Annotated in this window: 15 protein-coding genes and 1 pseudogene; 3 read left to right on the top strand and 13 right to left on the bottom strand. The window is 48.4% G+C overall.

Going from position 1 to position 16,954, the window contains the following annotated elements:
* Window positions 1-60: 60 nt before the first annotated feature.
* From acnA to topA, 6 genes are all read right to left on the bottom strand, one after another.
* A complete protein-coding gene (gene acnA, locus FEM44_RS21440; RefSeq protein WP_135522706.1) occupies window positions 61-2,736 on the bottom strand; it encodes an aconitate hydratase AcnA in 2,676 nt (891 codons plus the stop codon).
* 163 nt (window positions 2,737-2,899) lie between these two features.
* A complete protein-coding gene (gene ymiC / locus FEM44_RS21435; protein ID WP_130216048.1) occupies window positions 2,900-2,995 on the bottom strand; it encodes a small membrane protein YmiC in 96 nt (31 codons plus the stop codon).
* Between the two features lie 115 nt (window positions 2,996-3,110).
* Window positions 3,111-3,281: a hypothetical protein gene (locus FEM44_RS21430; protein ID WP_130208853.1), complete on the bottom strand. Its 171-nt coding sequence runs from the start codon at window positions 3,279-3,281 to the stop codon at window positions 3,111-3,113.
* A 2-nt stretch (window positions 3,282-3,283) separates the two neighbouring features.
* On the bottom strand, window positions 3,284-3,424 hold the full coding sequence (locus tag FEM44_RS21425; RefSeq protein WP_214251104.1) for a YmiA family putative membrane protein: 141 nt from the start codon (window positions 3,422-3,424) through the stop codon (window positions 3,284-3,286).
* A gap of 319 nt (window positions 3,425-3,743) precedes the next feature.
* A complete protein-coding gene (gene cysB, locus FEM44_RS21420; protein WP_064527218.1) occupies window positions 3,744-4,718 on the bottom strand; it encodes an HTH-type transcriptional regulator CysB in 975 nt (324 codons plus the stop codon).
* A 209-nt stretch (window positions 4,719-4,927) separates the two neighbouring features.
* On the bottom strand, window positions 4,928-7,525 hold the full coding sequence (gene topA, locus FEM44_RS21415; RefSeq protein WP_130208855.1) for a type I DNA topoisomerase: 2,598 nt from the start codon (window positions 7,523-7,525) through the stop codon (window positions 4,928-4,930).
* 379 nt (window positions 7,526-7,904) lie between these two features.
* On the opposite strand from topA, the gene FEM44_RS21410 reads away from it, so the two are divergent.
* Complete coding sequence (locus FEM44_RS21410; RefSeq protein WP_130208857.1) at window positions 7,905-8,156, top strand: YciN family protein; 252 nt, start codon at window positions 7,905-7,907, stop codon at window positions 8,154-8,156.
* A gap of 34 nt (window positions 8,157-8,190) precedes the next feature.
* On the opposite strand, the gene sohB is transcribed toward FEM44_RS21410, so the two are convergent.
* Window positions 8,191-9,240, bottom strand: a complete 1,050-nt coding sequence (gene sohB / locus FEM44_RS21405; protein ID WP_130259729.1) for a protease SohB — start codon at window positions 9,238-9,240, stop codon at window positions 8,191-8,193.
* A 218-nt stretch (window positions 9,241-9,458) separates the two neighbouring features.
* Between sohB and FEM44_RS21400 the strand changes: the two genes are divergently transcribed.
* Together FEM44_RS21400 and cobO are read left to right on the top strand one after the other, a co-directional pair.
* Window positions 9,459-10,217, top strand: a complete 759-nt coding sequence (locus tag FEM44_RS21400; RefSeq protein WP_135522707.1) for a YciK family oxidoreductase — start codon at window positions 9,459-9,461, stop codon at window positions 10,215-10,217.
* On the top strand, window positions 10,214-10,804 hold the full coding sequence (cobO, locus tag FEM44_RS21395) for a cob(I)yrinic acid a,c-diamide adenosyltransferase (protein ID WP_135522708.1): 591 nt from the start codon (window positions 10,214-10,216) through the stop codon (window positions 10,802-10,804). Before FEM44_RS21400 ends, cobO begins: the two co-directional genes overlap by 4 nt.
* 51 nt (window positions 10,805-10,855) lie before the next feature.
* Here the strand turns inward: cobO and FEM44_RS21390 are convergent, their stop codons facing one another.
* The 6 genes and pseudogenes from FEM44_RS21390 to rnm form a co-directional block, all read right to left on the bottom strand.
* Complete coding sequence (locus FEM44_RS21390) at window positions 10,856-11,164, bottom strand: hypothetical protein (protein ID WP_135522709.1); 309 nt, start codon at window positions 11,162-11,164, stop codon at window positions 10,856-10,858.
* Between the two features lie 10 nt (window positions 11,165-11,174).
* Window positions 11,175-12,175, bottom strand: a pseudogene (locus tag FEM44_RS21385) (hypothetical protein).
* Between the two features lie 169 nt (window positions 12,176-12,344).
* Window positions 12,345-13,220 carry a 23S rRNA pseudouridine(2605) synthase RluB gene (gene rluB / locus FEM44_RS21380; protein ID WP_001291217.1) on the bottom strand — a complete coding sequence of 292 codons (876 nt, stop codon included), beginning with the start codon at window positions 13,218-13,220 and terminating at the stop codon, window positions 12,345-12,347.
* A 212-nt stretch (window positions 13,221-13,432) separates the two neighbouring features.
* Window positions 13,433-15,328, bottom strand: coding sequence for a DUF2207 domain-containing protein (locus tag FEM44_RS21375; protein ID WP_135522711.1), 1,896 nt, complete (start codon window positions 15,326-15,328; stop codon window positions 13,433-13,435).
* Window positions 15,329-15,355: 27 nt separating this feature from the next.
* Window positions 15,356-15,976 (bottom strand): L-threonylcarbamoyladenylate synthase, encoded by a 621-nt coding sequence (locus FEM44_RS21370; RefSeq protein WP_135522712.1) that lies wholly within the window; start codon window positions 15,974-15,976, stop codon window positions 15,356-15,358.
* A complete protein-coding gene (rnm, locus tag FEM44_RS21365; protein ID WP_135522713.1) occupies window positions 15,973-16,854 on the bottom strand; it encodes an RNase RNM in 882 nt (293 codons plus the stop codon). The genes FEM44_RS21370 and rnm overlap by 4 nt, the downstream gene beginning before the upstream one ends.
* Between the last annotated feature and the right edge of the window lie 100 nt (window positions 16,855-16,954).

Here is a 16,954-nt window from a genome sequence, read left to right as displayed (position 1 = left end):
CTGTTCGCTACAGACTTAATATATTTGCCGGATGATCCACATCCGGCAAACAAAGCTGAATTACTTCAACATATTACGAATGACATAATGCAAAATACCGTCGTTCTGGTAATAGGTTAATTCTGTTGCAGTGTCGATGCGACAACGGCACGGTACAACGTCCTGCGCACCATCAGCTCGCGTTAGTGTCACAGGAACCGTAGCGCCAGGTTGCAGATTTTGCAGATCGGCAATATCAATCTTCTCTTCCCCCGTCAGCCCTAACGATTTACGCGTCACACCTTGCGGGAACTCCAGCGGCAAAATACCCATGCCGATTAAATTCGAACGGTGAATACGTTCAAACGATTCTGCAATCACCACGCGAATACCGAGCAAACGCGGGCCTTTTGCCGCCCAGTCTCGACTCGAACCTGACCCATATTCTTTCCCGGCAATTACCGCCAGCGGTGTTTTCTCTTGCTGATAGCGCATCGCCGCATCATAAATAGAGATAACATCATTGCCTGGTAGATGGCGCGTCATCCCCCCTTCAACACCAGGCACCATTTCGTTACGAAAGCGAATATTGGCGAACGTGCCACGCATCATCACTTCATGGTTACCACGACGCGAACCGTAGGAGTTAAAATCTTTACGCTCAACACCACGACCTTGTAGATATCGACCCGCGGGGCTATCAGGCTTAATGCTGCCTGCCGGAGAGATATGGTCAGTGGTAACCGAATCACCCAGCATTGCCAGAATTCGCGCGCCGTGAATATCTTCCACTGGCGCAGGGGTTGCCTGCATTTCATCAAAGAAAGGCGATAAGCGAATGTAGGTCGAATCATCCTGCCATCCGTAGGTATCTGATCGTACAACCTTAATCTCCTTCCACTCCGCAGTCCCTTCGAAAACTTCCGCGTACTCCTTACGGAACATTTCAGTGGAGACTTGCGCAACAGCGCGAGCAATCTCTTGAGTCGATGGCCAGATATCTTTCAGATATACCGGATCGCCTTTACGATCGTGCCCCAGAGGTTCGGAAGCCAGGTTGATATTCATATTGCCCGCCAGTGCATAGGCAACCACCAGCGGCGGCGAAGCCAACCAGTTGGTTTTAACCAGCGGATGAATACGTCCTTCAAAGTTACGGTTGCCAGACAGTACCGCGCCAACGGTTAAATCGCCCTTTTTGATCGCGGTTTCGATAGGATCGGGCAACGGACCAGAGTTACCAATACAGGTGGTACAACCATAGCCCACAAGGTTAAAGCCCAGTTCATCAAGATACGGCGTCAGTTTGGCTTTTGCCAGATAGTCAGAAACCACTTTCGAGCCAGGCGCGAGAGACGCTTTGACCCACGGTTGTCGTTTCAGCCCCAGGGTTACGGCTTTTTTCGCCAGTAATCCGGCCGCCATCAGCACGCTGGGGTTAGAGGTATTGGTGCACGACGTTATCGCAGCAATAACCACTGCACCATCAGGCAACTGATACTGATGCCCGTTCATAACATAATCGACCGGCTGGCGATCTTTATGCGTGGCGTTGACTTCCAGTTCGTTACTGGCGGCAAAAGCTTTTGGCACATCAGGCAGCGCAACACGATCTTGTGGACGCTTTGGACCGGCAAGACTAGCGACTACGTCGTTCATATCCAATTCAAGCGTACTGGTAAACACCGGTTCATCACCTGCGTTCCGCCACATCCCCTGCGCTTTAGCATATTTCTCAACCAGTTCAACCTGGTCTTCACTACGGCCGCTTAACCGCATGTAATCGAGAGTAACAGCATCGATTGGGAAGAAGCCGCAGGTCGCACCATATTCCGGCGACATATTGGCAATGGTTGCACGATCCGCCAGTGGCAGTGAATCCAGACCATCACCGTAAAATTCGACGAATTTACCTACTACGCCATGTTTACGTAGCATCTGAGTAACGGTCAGCACCAGGTCGGTGGCGGTAATACCTTCACGCAATTTACCGGTGAGTTTAAAGCCCACCACATCCGGAATCAGCATAGAAACTGGCTGACCTAACATCGCCGCTTCCGCTTCGATTCCACCAACGCCCCAGCCCAACACACCAAGACCGTTAATCATGGTCGTGTGCGAGTCAGTGCCGACGAGCGTATCCGGATAAGCAATCCATTCCCCCTCCTGCAATTCACTCCACACCGCTTTGCCGAGATATTCAAGGTTCACCTGGTGGCAAATCCCAGTGCCTGGTGGCACAACGCTAAAACGACTGAACGCCTGTTGCCCCCATTTCAGAAACACATAACGCTCGTGGTTGCGCTCCATTTCCAGGCGTACGTTTTCCTCAAATGCCTCATCATCGCCAAAGCGATCGACGGTAACCGAGTGGTCAATCACCAGATCGACCGGTGAGAGCGGATTCACCTTCGCGGTATCGCCACCGAGACGTTTTACTGCTTCCCGCATCGCCGCAAGATCAACAACAGCAGGTACGCCGGTAAAATCCTGCATCAGCACTCTGGCTGGACGGTAGGCGATTTCGCGATCGGCATGGGTATTTTTCAGCCATCCCGCCAGCGCATGAATATCTTCTTCGGTGACCGAATTGCCATCCTGCCAGCGCAGCAGGTTTTCGAGCAGAACTTTGAGTGACTTAGGCAGACGGGTGAGATCGCCCAGTGATTTGGCAGCAAGCGGCAGGCTGTAGTAGTGGTAAGTTTTATCTTTGGCCTGCAACGTGTCCTTACTGGCTTCTCGTAGGGTTGACGACATAGCTCCTCCTTAATAACAGGGTTGCGATGCCCTGATTCTCTTCAGGGTGAATATTAAAGATAACACAAACATCGCGTAACGATTTGATAACAACCCAAATTGATAAAAGAGGAGAAACCTTTTGGCAACGCAAATGAAAACCCCGCCGCAGCGGGGTCAGGGATCAGTGAGTAACGATCCAGATGAGTTCGGCCCAGAAGAGCATCGACAGAGAAAATGCGCCCATCCAGGACCAGTATTTCGTATTTGTAGTGATCATAGGCTACACCCTTAACTGTTATTACTTTATGTTGAGATAACTCAACCTGTTATTGCTGTGGTGTATTAAAAGCCGTTATATTCATTAATATATTGGGTAACAAGAATGATGATAATTATTGTTTCTGCTGATCATCTTCAGCAAACATCTCTATAAAGGCTTGCTGTTGCGGTGTTAGTTTCCAGCTATGGGGTATAACGACGGAACAATCCCGTTTCGTTTCCGTTGCATTGTCATTCTGCTGACATAATGGTGACGGTTCCTGATGTTGCTCCTGAACGACCATAGTTATCCCCACACTTTCCAAATCAGCAGTGCGACAACCACCCAAAAGAGCGCAGAACCAAGAAATACCGCAAGCCAGGCTTTGCGTTTTAATTCAGGGTCCCGGCGGGGGGCCTGATTTCCAGAAGGCATTGCTAACCTCATATAATCGCCATCACTTATCAGCAAGACGCTAAACGATTGGTATAATTAATCAAATGATAGGACAAATCCTAATGAAACTTTAGTCAAAAATCCAGCGAATTTACGAATCGTTTCCAGTGAATAATTCAATCTTTTGACCTGAAATAGATATTTGAAGAGTGGAGTTTGCAACGCGGATAAATAGACACTACTTTATGCTCGATTTGCCATAAAAATTTTGTGGATATTTATATTGTGAGCGACTAACAAATAAAAAGGAATAGAAAATATATTCCGGCACCTTTGTCACATAAAAAGATGCCGGAAATAACGTGGGTAATTATTTTTCTGGCAATTTGATATCTTTGAACATGACTTCAATTTCTTCATTGGAACGCAGTGCTACGGCGGCATCAACGACGTCTCGCGTTAAATGCGGCGCAAAACGCTGAATGAAATCATACATATAGCTGCGTAAAAACGTACTACGGCGAAAACCAATTTTAGTTGTGCTGTGGCTGAAGATATCATGTGCATCGACACGCACCAGATCGGGGTCTGAAACCGGATCGACCGCCATGCTGGCAATGACCCCTACTCCCAGCCCAAGACGAACGTAGGTTTTAATGACGTCAGCATCAGTTGCTGTGAAGACAATACGCGGCGTCAGCCCTGCGCGGTTAAACGCTGTGTCCAGTTCGGAACGGCCGGTAAAGCCGAAGGTATAGGTTACTAGCGGATACTGCGCCAGTTCTTCAATCGTGATTTCCTTTTTGCCCGCCAGAGGATGATCCGGGGTTACCACAATGGCCCGGTTCCAGTGGTAGCACGGCAACATCACTAAATCTTCATATAAATGCAGGGCTTCCGTGGCAATTGCGAAATCAGCATTACCTTTAGAGACTGCATCAGCAATTTGTGTCGGCGAGCCCTGATGCATATGCAAAGAAACTCGAGGATAACGCTCGATAAAGCCTTTAATGACATTTGGCAGCGCATAACGTGCCTGAGTATGAGTAGTGGCAATATACAGCGAACCTTTATCAGGCCAGGTGTGTTCACCGGCTACCGATTTAATAGCGTCGACCTTTGACAACACTTCACGAGCAATACGGATAATTTCCTGCCCTGCGGGGGTTACCTGCGTCAGGTGCTTACCGCTACGGGAAAAAATTTGAATGCCCAGTTCATCTTCCAACATTCTGACTTGCTTACTGATCCCGGGTTGTGATGTGTAAAGTCCTTCAGCCGTTGAGGAGACATTCAGGTTATGATTGACTACCTCAACAATATAGCGAAGTTGTTGTAATTTCATGTTAAACCATCCAATTAGACGCCATCAGAACATCGTTTTTTCGCCACACCTGGCGGGTGACTAATACGATTTAATAATAAAAAAAGTGATAACTATAACCACTATATCATTTATAGCTTTAGTGTATAGGTGTGTAGAAAAAATAATATGCAATAAAAAAGGGCCGCTTTTGCGACCCTTTGTTTATAAAAACCTGACAGACTTAAAGGTTATTTTTTCCCTTCAACCCATTTGCCATCAACATAAAATGCTGACCAGCCAGTTGCCTTTCCGTCTTTTTCCGAAGACACATATTGCTGTTTGGTTTTACGGCTAAAGCGAACCATTGTCTTATTACCGTCTGGATCTTGCTGCGGAGCCTCCGCCAGATAACGCAGTTTTTCCGGCAGACGGTCGCGGAAGCGATAAAGCTCTTCAACCAGCGGCGCACGCGTTTCACGAGATTTCGGGAAGGTGTTGGCAGCCAGGAACACTCCAGCAGCGCCGTCACGGAGCACGAAATAAGCATCCGATTTTTCGCACGCTAATTCTGGCAGCGGAACCGGATCTTCTTTCGGTGGTGCCACTTCGCCGTTACGTAAAATCTTACGCGTGTTTTTACACTCTTCATTGGTGCAGGCCATGTATTTACCGAAACGCCCCATTTTCAGGTGCATTTCAGAGCCACATTTTTCACACTCAACGATCGGGCCGTCATAACCTTTAATGCGGAATTCGCCCTCTTCGATCTCGTAACCATCGCAGGTTGGGTTATTACCACAAACATGCAACTTACGTTTTGGATCTATGAGATAGCTGTCCATCGCCGTGCCGCATTTCGGGCAACGACGTTTGGCGCGCAGGGCGTTAGTTTCAGCGTCTTCGCCTTCCAGTACATTCAGTACTTCGTTTTCCGGCACCAGGTTAATGGTGGTTTTGCAACGCTCTTTCGGCGGCAGCGCATAGCCAGAACAGCCAAGGAATACCCCGGTGCTTGCTGTACGAATACCCATTTTGCGGCCACAGGTAGGGCAGTCAATGCTGGTCAAAACCATCTGGTTTGGACGCATACCGCCCTCTTCCGGATCTTTTTCCGCTTTATCAAGCTGCTGGGTGAAATCCGAGAAGAAGTGATCCAGTACGGCTTTCCATTCAGCTTCGTGATTTGCCACCTGGTCGAGACTGTTTTCCATCTGCGCGGTGAAGTCGTAATTCATTAATTCGCGGAAATTTTCTTCCAGGCGATCGGTCACGATTTCACCCATTTTTTCCGCATAGAATCGACGGTTTTCCACACGCACATAGCCGCGATCCTGGATGGTCGAAATAATCGACGCATAGGTAGACGGACGACCAATACCGCGTTTTTCCAGTTCTTTAACCAGCGAGGCTTCGCTGAAACGGGCTGGCGGCTTGGTAAAGTGCTGCGCCGGAGTCAGTTCAACAAGCGACAGGGAGTCGCCTTTATCGACTGCCGGTAAAATACGATCTTCATCGCCTTTACGCAGCGCAGGCATTACTTTCGTCCAGCCATCAAAGCGCAGAATACGTCCGCGTGCTTTCAGGCGGAAATCACCTGCACCAACGGTCAGCGTGGTGGAATCATATTTCGCCGGGGTCATCTGACAGGCAACAAACTGACGCCAGATCAACTGGTAAAGTTTCTGTGCGTCCGCTTCCATATCCTTCAGCGATTCCGCCATCACATTGACGTCAGAAGGACGAATCGCTTCGTGCGCTTCCTGTGAGTTTTCTTTGCTGGCGTACTGATTCGGACTTTCCGGCAGATATTTATTACCAAAATTATCGCTGATATAACCGCGAACCATATTTACCGCGTCCTGACTCAGGTTAGTAGAGTCAGTACGCATATAAGTGATATAGCCTGCTTCATACAGACGCTGCGCCATCATCATGGTCTTTTTCACGCCAAAACCAAGACGGGTGCTGGCAGCCTGTTGCAGCGTGGAGGTAATAAAAGGAGCGCCAGGTTTACTGGTGGTCGGTTTGTCTTCACGTTCCAGCACGCTATAGCGCGCTTTTTCCAGCAGACTTACCGCAGCCTGAGTTTGTTCTTTATTGACCGGACGGAACGGTTTGTCATTCTGATGAGTCACCTGCAAAGCCAATGCCTCGCCGGATGGCGTGGTCGTGCTGGCATCCACTTCCCAGAACTCTTCCGGTACGAACGCTTTAATTTCACGCTCACGTTCAACCACCAGGCGGACCGCCACCGACTGCACACGCCCGGCAGACAGACCACGAGCGATCTTTTTCCACAGCAGCGGAGAAACCATATACCCCACCACGCGGTCCATAAAGCGACGCGCCTGCTGGGCATTAACACGATCGATATTCAGCTCACCTGGCTTGTTAAATGCCTGACGAATCGCGTTTTTCGTAATTTCGTTAAATACCACTCGGCTATAGCGCGCATCATCACCACCAATCACTTCCCGCAGGTGCCATGCAATGGCTTCCCCTTCGCGGTCAAGGTCGGTTGCGAGATAGATGTGGTCGGCTTTTTCAGCCAGTTGTTTCAGTTCAGAGACGACCTTCTCTTTACCTGGCAACACTTCATAGTGCGCCTCCCAATTGTGCCACGGGTCAACCCCCATACGGTTGACGAGAGCGCCACGTTCATCCTTTTTAGGCTTTTTAGCCGTCTTGGTGGAGGTAGAGTCGGCACTCTTTTTGGCAGCTGAGCCACTGGTCGGCAAATCGCGGATGTGACCGACGCTGGATTTCACCACGTAGTCACTACCCAGATACTTGTTGATCGTTTTGGCTTTTGCCGGGGACTCAACGATGACAAGAGCTTTACCCATATTCACCTTACCTAATTTGATTCTTCCAGGAATGCGTCGCACATTGATAAACCTTCCACTGGCAACGAGTTACCGATATGGACTCGCTCTCTGCGGATATCAACCCCTTGTCGTGACTCTGTTCACGATAATTCAGGTGACTGAGTTAACAGGTCTTGGCCTACAGGCGCTATAGCACGACGTAATTTTGGTCGAATGTCAAGCAAATCTATTGCCAGATTGACGAAAGCGTCACACTGTACCTGATAAAATCCGTTACGCAACTTTATTAGCATGCAAAATCCAAAGTTGCCAGTAAGGCGCTCTTGCCGTCAGCGTGGTATATTTGTCTGCAAGCCATGCCTGGCGTAGACTAATGTCCTTGTTTAAGGAGTAAATAATGAACAAAGAGACACAACCCATCGACCGCGAAACGCTGTTGAAAGAGGCTAACAAAATCATACGTGAGCATGAGGATACGCTCGCAGGGATTGAAGCCACCGGCGTCACGCAGCGTAATGGCGTGCTGGTGTTTAGCGGCGATTATTTTTTAGATGAACAAGGATTGCCGACAGCGAAAAGCACCGCGGTGTTTAATATGTTCAAACACCTGGCCCATGTGCTCTCGGAAAAATACCATCTGGTCGATTAAAGCAAAACGCGAGGTTTACCCTCGCGTTTATCTTTTACATCAACGGCTTTTGCCCGCGTTGCCACCAGCGTAGCAACAATCGGTCGGCGCTCTCTGCCGCGCTGCCAGTGAATCGATCGATCAACCGTTTACGCTGCATATAGCGTACATTGACCACTTCACGACCTTCCATCAGGCTAAGGATCACTTCATCACTGGTGTTGATTTCGTCAACCAGGCCTTTCTCCACCGCCTGTTGTCCGTACCAGTGTTCACCGGTTGCCACCATTTCAATGTCCAGAGACGGACGCATACGCTTCACAAAATCTTTAAATAACTGATGTGTTTCGTTCAGTTCTTCGCGGAATTTCTCGCGCCCTTCTTCGGTGTTTTCACCCAGCACTGTCAGCGTGCGCTTATACTGCCCGGCAGTGTGCAGTTCGATATCAATATCTTTGCTTTTCAGGAAGCGGTTAAAGTTGGGCATTTGCGCCACAACACCAATAGAGCCAACAATTGCAAACGGCGCTGAAACAATTTTATCCGCCACACAGGCCATCATATACCCGCCGCTGGCAGCCACTTTGTCTACCGTAACGGTTAAAGGAATATTTTTATCGCGTAGGCGCTGCAACTGTGAAGCCGCCAGACCGTAACCATGTACCATGCCACCGGGGCTTTCCAGACGCAGAACGACCTGATCCTGCGGTTTAAATGCCGCGAGTACCGCAGTGACCTCTTCACGTAGCGCGTTCACTTCATGGGCGTCCATGCTGCCTTTGAAATCCAGCACCCAGACTCGTGGCTTGCTTTCGGCTGCCACCTCGCCCAGTTTGGCTTTTGCTTTCGCTGCCTTCGCTTCTTGCTTGTGCTTTTTCTTCTGCGCTTTGTGCCACTGTTTTTGCTGATGTGGATCCATCAGCGCCGCAGCCAGTTCTTCTTTCATCTCCTTATACTGTTCGCTGAGATTGTTGACCCGTAACTCGCCACGTTGGCGTTTATTACGTTGAGCAACATTGACAATAATGGCGGCAATAGCCGCAATCGCCACCACAACGGTGACGATTTTCGCCAAAAACAAACCATATTCAGACAACAATTCCACGAGTCCCACCTTGGTTAAACAACGCTTTGGCTCACAGTTTACAACAGGCATGTTAAGCCGTCTCGCAGAGATGTTATTGCAGCGAAAGTATGACAAAGTGTTCATTTTGCGGCGTTATCGCCCCAGGCTGATTGAAATGCCCTCCTGTTTCAGGCATAAAACCCCAAAGTCATAAAGTACACTGGCAGCGCGACTGTTGATGTCGTCGGGGAGTAGCCATGCATTACCAACCAAAACAAGATTTACTCAATGATCGTATTATCCTGGTGACAGGCGCCAGCGACGGCATTGGTCGTGAAGCCGCTTTAACTTATGCGCGCTATGGCGCAACGGTCATTCTGCTGGGCCGGAACGAAGAAAAATTACGTCAGGTCGCCCAGCGTATGTTCGAAGAGACCGGGCATCATCCACAGTGGTTTATTCTCGATTTACTGACCTGCACATCCGAAGATTGCCATCAACTGGCACAGCGCATTGCCGTTAATTATCCGCGCCTGGACGGAGTTCTGCATAATGCCGGATTGCTTGGCGAAGTATGCCCGATGAGCGAACAAAATCCGCAGGTCTGGCAGGATGTCATGCAGGTCAACGTTAATGCCACCTTTATGCTCACCCAGGCACTGCTTCCTTTATTACTCAAATCGGACGCTGGTTCGCTGGTCTTTACCTCATCAAGCGTCGGTCGTCAGGGTCGGGCTAATTGGGGCGCGTACGCTGCCTCAAAATTTGCTACCGAAGGAATGATGCAGGTACTGGCCGATGAATATCAACAGCGCCTGCGTGTCAACTGCATTAACCCGGGCGGTACACGAACTGCAATGCGTGCCAGTGCTTTTCCTACCGAAGATCCGCAGAAACTCAAAACCCCCGCCGATATCATGCCACTTTACCTCTGGCTGATGGGCGATGACAGCCGCCGTAAAACCGGCATGACCTTTGACGCCCAACCGGGCCGTAAACCAGGAATTTCCCAATGAGTGATGAACGCTACCAACAGCGTCAGCAGCGAGTGAAAGAAAAAGTAGATGCTCGTGTGGCCCAGGCCCAGGATGAACGCGGTATTATTATTGTTTTTACTGGCAATGGAAAAGGCAAAACTACTGCGGCATTTGGTACGGCAACACGCGCAGTTGGTCACGGAAAAAAAGTGGGCGTCGTTCAGTTTATTAAAGGCACCTGGCCTAATGGCGAACGAAAACTGCTGGAACCACACGGCGTTGAGTTTCAGGTAATGGCAACGGGCTTTACCTGGGATACGCAAAATCGCGAGTCTGATACCGCCGCCTGCCGTGAAGTCTGGCAACATGCCAAACGGATGCTGGCTGATTCCTCGCTGGATATGGTTTTGCTCGATGAGCTCACGTATATGGTGGCGTATGACTATTTGCCACTGGAAGAAGTGATGCAAGCCTTAAATGATCGTCCGCATCAACAAACGGTGATTATTACGGGTCGTGGCTGTCATCGGGATATACTTGAACTGGCAGATACCGTCAGTGAATTACGCCCGGTGAAACATGCGTTTGATGCTGGCGTAAAAGCGCAGATAGGGATTGACTACTAAGTGAAAGCACCTCAAAAGAAGCCTCTTGAGGTGCTTTAATCATGATTATATTCAAGCGGCAATAGCGAAATTCAGAATGCGTATAATCTCATTCAAATGTCTCTGGTATGCTTCATGATTCTCAGCGTCAACATCTTCAATAAATAATATCAGTTCAGTAATTAACGCATTAGCATCGTCATAATTTATCCCGGCTAACTCTGGCGAAGTTTCAGTACCATAGTTAATCGTCAGGTTGTTCATAACTGTGAGGATATGGATAAAATATTTATGACAAACATTGCATGTGGTTTTATTACCCAAAGTATTATACAGCATGTCAAGTAATGCCAGTATTCTACGATTTTGCACATCGTTCATAAAAAGCCTCCTATAACATTATTCCGCTGGCTATAAGTAATTTTGCCAGCCCCTCAGACGCCTTTAACCCACTAATGACCTGTGCGCGTAATATTTCATTTAATCTTTTTTGTTCAGCTGCCGTGCGTGTTTTATTAACGTATAAGCTTTTCAGATAATCACCCTTATCTATAAAGGCATTTAAAGCCTCAATCGCAGGCATGGCAGGTGCCGATACCTGTAGTCTGGTTTCATTCACATTGATTACTGAACTTAGAAACTCCTTCCTGTTTTTCAGAGTGTTAAACTCTGTATTCTTAGAGTTTTTAGATGCCGTATTATAATAAAACATATTATCATGCACATTCGCAAAGGTATAATTTTCAATCTTATTGCTTTTTGTATAAATATCATTGCGCAAAACTGCCATGTTCCTTATAAGTCTTACCCAGCTTTCATCTACCGTTTTGCCTATTTTCCAGAATTAACTTTTATTATATATAACTCATTGAAATAATTTACTAAATCTTTAACCGCTGCTGCAGATTGAGCTAAATCTTTGCTATGTGAAACACCAAGTAGTGTTTGTGCGTTGTTTGCGTGATCCAGAGCCTGTTTAAGTAATGCCACTTGCTGACTTTCCGTAGTTGCCATATCCTCTGTCAGAAGTTCCACATAAGCGCTCATGCTATTAATGACTTCCATTGAAGCCAGTAATTTTTCTTTCTCGAAAGGGACTAATTGTACTTGTTTTGTATTTGGCCCTGAACGCTGGCATAATTTTCCACCATTCCCATCACCGCCTATATCAATGGTATAATCAGGTCGCAGGGCACAATCCGGATTAGTCGCGTAGAAATTAACAAGGAAGTTTTCACGAGAAGCATAGTATTGTTTAAAGAAACTTGCATTCGCCGCCACCGCTTTGTTACCCGCAGTAATAACAGTTTCAGCTTGTTCGTTTTTCAATGCTTCAGTTGCACAACCTGAAAGCATTAACAGCGATAGAAATATTCCACTATATCTAATCATAACCCACCTCTTGACGTTGAGTTTATCTCAGATAATTAAATAGTAATGTGGCTATTTCCGGGCATTATTCATAAGCAAGTATGAAATTAAATTAAAATACTGCGACTATTTATCATGCTTCAAATGAAGAAAAGGCCCCGCAGGGCCTTTATTTTATACTTAACTTAAATTAACCGTTATTATTACGTCCACCAGAACGACGACCGCCACTCACCTGACTGTGACGTTTCACCGCACGTCGAATTTGATTCGCCTTCATACGGCGACGATCTTTTTCTACAGCGACTTTAGAGCTGGTTTCTGGCGGCAGCTCCACCAGTTCACGCAGATAGTTTGTCTGGGCGAGATCCAGCTCAGTCCAGCCGCCGCGTGGCAGACCTTTTGGCAGTGGAATATCACCGTAACGCACACGGATCAGGCGACTTACCTGTACACCAACCGCTTCCCACAGACGACGAACTTCACGGTTACGACCTTCGGTCAGAGTAACGTTGTACCACTGGTTGATCCCTTCGCCGCCGCTGAACTTGATGGTTTTAAAGGCTGCCGGACCATCTTCCAGTTGCACGCCGCGACTCAAATCACGCAGTTTCGCGTCGTCAACCTGACCAAATACACGCACGGCATATTCACGTTCAACTTCACGGCTGGGGTGCATTAAACGGTTTGCCAGTTCACCATCGGTGGTGAACAGCAACAGACCACAGGTGTTAACATCCAGACGACCTACGGCAATCCAGCGTGCGCCACGCAGTTTTGGCAGGCGATCAAACACCGTCGGGCGCCCTTCCGGATCGTTACGGGTACACAACTCACCTTCCGGTTTGTAATAGGCCAGAACGCGACAAATTTGTTCAGCGGACTCACGTACCGAAATCAGATGACCATCGATACGAATTTTCAGTCCAGGGGTAACTTCAACGCGATCGCCGAGTTTAGCAATTTTGCCATCAACACTCACGCGACCGGCTTCAATAATAGATTCGATTTCACGGCGAGAACCGTGGCCGGCACGCGCCAGCACTTTCTGTAGCTTTTCGCTCATAGAGCTTCCTTTTGGTGTCGCCTTCCCAGGCGTCTGATATGCTTTTGTGCAACAGTGAGTCAGAACTTACATCTGACTCACTGATAGTAAAGTCTGTTTGAACTCTTCAGGCCCTAACTAAACGACTCGACGTTTTAACTGGCCTGGCTTTGAGGCGCAACATACTACACTATCTTTATGGTTAAAGCTTGTTTCGATTAACATCAGCTTGATTACCAGCCACCACCGCCTCCGCCACCCGCAACGCCGCCAGCACCACCACCGGAATAACTTCGCCCCAACAAACTGGTATTGGCCCCCAGACTCAGGTGCATCTGCAATGAGAATAAAACGCCACTACGGGCAATTTCCGGGGCGCGAACAGCCGTTGTGAGTGATGGGGTGATACGTGCTGCCCATTCTCTGCCAAGGTTTGCCGAGACCGCCCAACCTAACAAAGCGTAATCCAGTTTCCGTGTTTCCCCTTTCCGCCGCCGCCCACTGTGCGTTGCCGCCTCTTTACGCGCAAGATAGTTAACGATAGCTTCACCGTGGGCATAACGTTGCTGCCCTGTTTGTGTAAACTGTGGCAGAAAAATATACCCCAGGGCGGTGAGATACCCCGTCAGGAAAACGGCACTAAAATAACCGGCTGGCATATACCAGTAAAAGAACACATCTCCGACATTGATGTAGAGAGAATAGAAAGCCACGCCTGAACAAATCAGTGGTAAAAACAAAGTGATCATTACACGATTAACGCAAGGCTTGTCATCATCGCGTGCAAACAAAAGCTCAAGGGAAGAAAACAAAAAAGGAAGAAGCCAGCAGGTCATGATGAACATATCAGCCACCAGACTCATACCTGCCCAGCCTACGGGACTCAGGTTTCCATAGAGAATGACCGCCAATATCGCCAGTCCGCCCCATTGCAAAAACGCATCAGGTCGGTAAAACGAAGACCTTTTACGTGGCAGATAAAATTTCTGCATCCGTAAAAATGCTCTGCGTAATACTCTGTTTCGTCCACCAGCGAGAATTATCTTGTCGCCTTTGCGAAATAACGCCTCCAGTAATAACTGCTCTGCGGGCAGTAATACCGCATTATTTCTGGTAGCGCCTTCATTAACACGAATCAGGGTTTGCTGGTTCTTGTCATACTGATCTTCCAGATAAATTTTTCCTTTCACGATCAGATTTACAATATCGGCACAAAAACCTTTGTCGTCATAAACCAGTTTTGCATCAAGGCGCAACATACCAGGCGTGTAATCGGGAGGAATGGTTTCAATTTCACTCACATCTACCGGCGTAAATTGCGGCCTGCGCTTCCAGAGATATAACCATACACACGCCAGTAACAGACAAGGTAACCAAATGATAAGAGACGATGTTGAGGGCAAAAAAAGATGGCTGAAAATATTTGTCGTTTGTGGGGCCGGGGCATTGCTAAGTAAAGCGTGAGGCCAGCGGTAGAGTACCGTGAAGTCTTCACGGTAAAACGGTTCGCGGGATTCAATTCGCCCATCCGCAAGAATACGGCCATTTTGATAAGTTTCGCCCTCATCTCCGGTAAAGAGATCGATTTCACTAAATGGATTACCCGCAATAGTGGGGAGCTGGAGCGAAAATTGGGTCTTATAGATTTCAAACGGCCAGTTGTTACCGGTCACGTTCCAGATAAGCAGGTCAGAATCACCCTCACGCAATACAGCATTTTCAACCTGGTAATGAATTTGATAGTGATAATCGCCTTGCGGCAAGAAACGCTGCTTATCACCCACGACAATACTCATCAACCCAATATGCCAGTCAAGATGCCAGGGTTCAGGAACGCCGTCACGGGTAACGCCAACAATACGATAGTTCAGCAGTGCAGCGTCCCCATTAGACTGCATCCATAGTCGTGGTAAATCACGATAAAATCCGTGCTTAATCTGCTGATTTCGCGCCTGAAAATAAATGTTCTCTTTGATGTCGAGCACCCCATCCGGTTGCAGAGTGGCTTCAACATCAAAGAGCGAGATCCCTTCTTCATATGAAGGGATCTCCGTGTTTTTCGCATAACTCAACGAAGAGAAAAAAAGCCCAACTATCAACAGCAAAATGCAGCGATATATCCCTGCCATAATCTTCCATCCGTGGAACGCAATTTTTTATAAGAAAGGCTTCACATCACCCACGCCTTCACGCACCACGACCGGCGTATCATTGGTAAGATCAATGACCGTTGTCGGTTTCTGCCCGAGATAGCCGCCGTGGATAATCAAATCCACCTGTTTTTCCAGACGGTCTTTAATTTCTTCCGGATCGGATTCGGTAAATTCGCTGCCCGGTAGCATCAGCGATGTGGAAAGCATCGGTTCGCCCAATACTTCAAGTAACGCCTGCGCAATCGGGTTAGAAGGCACGCGCATCCCGATGGTTTTACGTTTTTCCTGCAACAGACGGCGTGGCACCTCTTTCGTTCCCTTCAGGATGAAAGTGTAGTTACCTGGCGTGTTGTTTTTCATCAGGCGAAACGCGACGTTATCCACAAAGGAATAGGTCGAGAGTTCGGAAAGATCGCGACACATCAAGGTAAAGTTGTGACCGTCCGGCAGCTGGCGAATACGACAAATACGCTCCATGGCGTTTTTATCTTCGATTTTACAGCCGAGCGCATAGCCGGAATCGGTTGGATAAACAATCACCCCGCCTTTACGCACGATCTCCACCGCCTGGTTGATCAGACGTTGCTGCGGGTTATCAGGATGAATATAAAAAAACTGGCTCATAATTCCCTCTCTGTGGTGTTCTGCGGCTGTTCCCATAGCTGCCAGACGCCTTCAACGCCTGCAGGCAGCCAGAGTTTACGACCCAGTTCGATCCACGGGCATGGCTGATGAAAATCAGATCCTTGTGATGCCCATAAATGATGCTGGCGGGCAAGTGTCGCCAGTTGGGTGCGTTCATTGGGCGATTGCTGGCACTGCGCGACTTCCATCGCGTCGCCGTGATGTTCGGCAAAATGCGCAACCAATCTTTTCAGCCATTTAGCACTAAGATTGTACCGCCCAGGATGAGCAAGCACCGCCTTACCGCCAGAATGATGAATGACATCAATAGCTTGTTCTATTGTACACCACTGTGGCGGAACGTATCCGGTTTTCCCGCGCGCCAGATACTTTTTAAAGACATCCGCCATTGAACTGGCTTTGCCGCACTCCACCAGGAAACGAGCAAAATGACCGCGCGTCACCGCGCCGCCCTGCGCCAGTCGTTGCGCGCCTTCCAGCGCCCCTGGTATTTGCGCTTTTTCAAGTCTTTCGGCAATTAGCTGCGCCCGCTGATTGCGCCGTTCTGTCTGCTGCGCGAGGAACTCACACATTAGCGGATGAGTAATATCAATATTCAGCCCGACAATATGAATTTCATGATTTTCCCAGACTGTGGAAATTTCCACGCCGGGAATAAGATTCAGCGCCAGTCCCGAACGTGAAATTTCCTCTCTTGCTGCCGCGATTGCAGCTGTGGTGTCATGGTCGGTGATCGCCAGGGTGCCAACGCGCATCTCGACTGCACGGTGCACCAATGCTTCTGGCGTCAGGCAGCCATCGGAAGCTGTGGTATGGCTGTGCAGGTCGTAAATCACTGCGTAATTCGTGTCGCTCAAGGCGCACTCCCGTTTTGGATAATGTTTTTGGCGCCGACATCATAACGGTTCTGGCAAATATTCTGAAATGAGCTGTTGACAATTAACCACCGAACTAGTT

Source organism: Escherichia sp. E4742 (assembly GCF_005843885.1).
Lineage (GTDB): Bacteria > Pseudomonadota > Gammaproteobacteria > Enterobacterales > Enterobacteriaceae > Escherichia.
This window is presented reverse-complemented; position numbering and strand designations above follow the sequence as displayed.

Excerpts from the sequence above, each read along its gene's own strand:
- acnA (WP_135522706.1), bottom strand. The coding sequence starts at position 2,736 with ATGTCGTCAACCCTACGAGAAGCCAGTAAGGACACGTTGCAGGCCAAA.
- ymiC (WP_130216048.1), bottom strand. The coding sequence starts at position 2,995 with ATGATCACTACAAATACGAAATACTGGTCCTGGATGGGCGCATTTTCT.
- FEM44_RS21430 (WP_130208853.1), bottom strand. The coding sequence starts at position 3,281 with ATGGTCGTTCAGGAGCAACATCAGGAACCGTCACCATTATGTCAGCAG.
- FEM44_RS21425 (WP_214251104.1), bottom strand. The coding sequence starts at position 3,424 with ATGAGGTTAGCAATGCCTTCTGGAAATCAGGCCCCCCGCCGGGACCCT.
- cysB (WP_064527218.1), bottom strand. The coding sequence starts at position 4,718 with ATGAAATTACAACAACTTCGCTATATTGTTGAGGTAGTCAATCATAAC.
- topA (WP_130208855.1), bottom strand. The coding sequence starts at position 7,525 with ATGGGTAAAGCTCTTGTCATCGTTGAGTCCCCGGCAAAAGCCAAAACG.
- FEM44_RS21410 (WP_130208857.1), top strand. The coding sequence starts at position 7,905 with ATGAACAAAGAGACACAACCCATCGACCGCGAAACGCTGTTGAAAGAG.
- FEM44_RS21400 (WP_135522707.1), top strand. The coding sequence starts at position 9,459 with ATGCATTACCAACCAAAACAAGATTTACTCAATGATCGTATTATCCTG.
- cobO (WP_135522708.1), top strand. The coding sequence starts at position 10,214 with ATGAGTGATGAACGCTACCAACAGCGTCAGCAGCGAGTGAAAGAAAAA.
- FEM44_RS21390 (WP_135522709.1), bottom strand. The coding sequence starts at position 11,164 with ATGAACGATGTGCAAAATCGTAGAATACTGGCATTACTTGACATGCTG.
- rluB (WP_001291217.1), bottom strand. The coding sequence starts at position 13,220 with ATGAGCGAAAAGCTACAGAAAGTGCTGGCGCGTGCCGGCCACGGTTCT.
- FEM44_RS21375 (WP_135522711.1), bottom strand. The coding sequence starts at position 15,328 with ATGGCAGGGATATATCGCTGCATTTTGCTGTTGATAGTTGGGCTTTTT.
- FEM44_RS21370 (WP_135522712.1), bottom strand. The coding sequence starts at position 15,976 with ATGAGCCAGTTTTTTTATATTCATCCTGATAACCCGCAGCAACGTCTG.